Source organism: Mesorhizobium sp. M1A.F.Ca.IN.022.07.1.1, from assembly GCF_003997575.1.
Classification (GTDB): Bacteria; Pseudomonadota; Alphaproteobacteria; order Rhizobiales; family Rhizobiaceae; genus Mesorhizobium.
This window is the reverse complement of record NZ_RZST01000597.1, coordinates 1-1,660: the sequence shown is the minus strand read 5'-3', so window position 1 is coordinate 1,660 and position 1,660 is coordinate 1. Positions and strand designations below refer to the sequence as shown.

At 65.6% G+C, this 1,660-nt stretch carries 2 protein-coding genes; one reads left to right on the top strand and one right to left on the bottom strand.

Annotation, left to right across the window (positions count from 1 at the left end):
- A partial coding sequence (locus EOA75_RS32595; protein WP_206517107.1) for a glycosyltransferase family 2 protein occupies positions 1 to 1,407 on the top strand: 1,407 nt, incomplete at its 5' end.
- A 15-nt stretch (positions 1,408 to 1,422) separates the two neighbouring features.
- On the opposite strand, the gene EOA75_RS32590 is transcribed toward EOA75_RS32595, so the two are convergent.
- On the bottom strand, positions 1,423 to 1,660 hold a 238-nt coding region (locus EOA75_RS32590), incomplete at its 5' end, for an Hpt domain-containing protein (RefSeq protein WP_164747745.1).

Below are 1,660 nucleotides of genomic sequence, written 5' to 3'. Positions count from 1 at the left end.
GAGATCGTCCTTGCCGCCACCATCCTGTCCTGGTTCATCATCGCGGCGGGGCTGGCGCAGACGACAATCTATCTGCTGCAGCTCGTCCTCGCCGGCTATGCGCTGTCCAAGCGCCCGCCGGTGGCGCGCTCGGCGCTGCTCTGGCAGCGCTACGGCGAGGTCGCGCCGCCAATCGCGCTTCTGGTGCCGGCCTATAACGAGGAAGTGAATGTGGTGGAGAGCGTCCATTCGATGCTGGCGCTCGAATATCCGAATTTCGAGGTCATCGTCGTCAATGACGGCTCGAAGGACCAGACCTTGCAACGCCTGATCGAGGGCTTCAAGCTGGTGAAGTTCCATCGTCCCTACGAGGACGCGCTGGCGCACAAGCCGATCCGCGGGCTCTATTCCTCGCCGATGACCGAGCGGCTGTTCGTGGTCGACAAGGAGAATGGCGGCAAGGCGGACGCGCAGAATGCCGGCATCAATGTCTGCCGCGCGCCGCTCTTCTGTGTGATCGACGGCGATTCCATCCTCGAGCCCGACGCGCTGATGCGCGCCGCCCAGCCCTTCATCGACGATCCCGAGCGCACCATCGCCGTCGGAGGCACGATCCGCATCGCCAACGGCTCGAAGATCGAGGCCGGCAGGGTGCGCGAGGTCCATTTGCCGAGCCGCCTGCTGCCGCTCTTCCAGGTGGTCGAATATCTGCGCGCCTTCCTGATGGCCAGGCTTGCCTGGAGCAGCGTCAACACGCTGATGCTGGTTTCCGGCGCCTTCGGCATGTTCCGCCGTGCCGAAGTGGTGGCGGTGGGCGGCTTCACCAAGGGCTCGATGGGCGAGGACCTCGACCTTGTGATCAAGCTGCACCGCCACATGCGCGACAAGAAGCGCAAATACCGCGTTCAGTTCATTCCCGAGCCGGTGTGCTGGACCGAGGCGCCGGAAACGCTGAGCGTTCTGGCGAGGCAGCGCACGCGCTGGCAGCGCGGAGCGCTCGAATGCTTCTTCCGCTACCGCGCCATGTTCTTGAACCCGCGCTATGGCCGCGTCGGCTTCCTCGGCTTCGGCCACATCTTCATCGTCGATGTGATGGGGCCGGTGGCGGAGGTGCTGGGCTATATCCTGATCCCGGCCTTCTGGCTGCTCGGCATCCTGTCGGCCGAATATCTCCTGGCCTTCACTTCGCTGATCTTCACCTATGGCGTCTGCGTCAGCGTCTGCTCGCTCATCCTGGAAGAGGCCGAGCTGCAGCGCTTTCCGCGCGCCAGGGATCTCGCCGTTCTGACGGCGGCCGCCGTGGTCGAGAATTTCGGCTACCGCCAGCTCAACAATTTCTGGCGCGTGAAAGGCTGGTGGCAATTCTTGCGCGGCAACCAGGGCTGGGGCGAGATGACCAGGACCGGCCTCGGCGCCGCCAAGAAGTGAGCCCGGCGGGTGCCGTCAGGCCAGCGTCCGCTCGATCTCCCCGATTAAGGCATCGAGCGCCGCGCGGACATCGCCGCCTTCCGCCTGCTCGATGAGCAGCGTTTCCAGCTCTGACGCCCGCACGCTGATCTCCGCAAAGCCGAAAGTGCCGGCCGCGCCGGCGAGCGAATGCGCGAGCTTGGTCAGGTCGGAGCCGGGCAGCGCCTCGCGCGCCGCCTGCAGCTCAGCGAGCTGAGAGGCGCAGCGGGTGAGG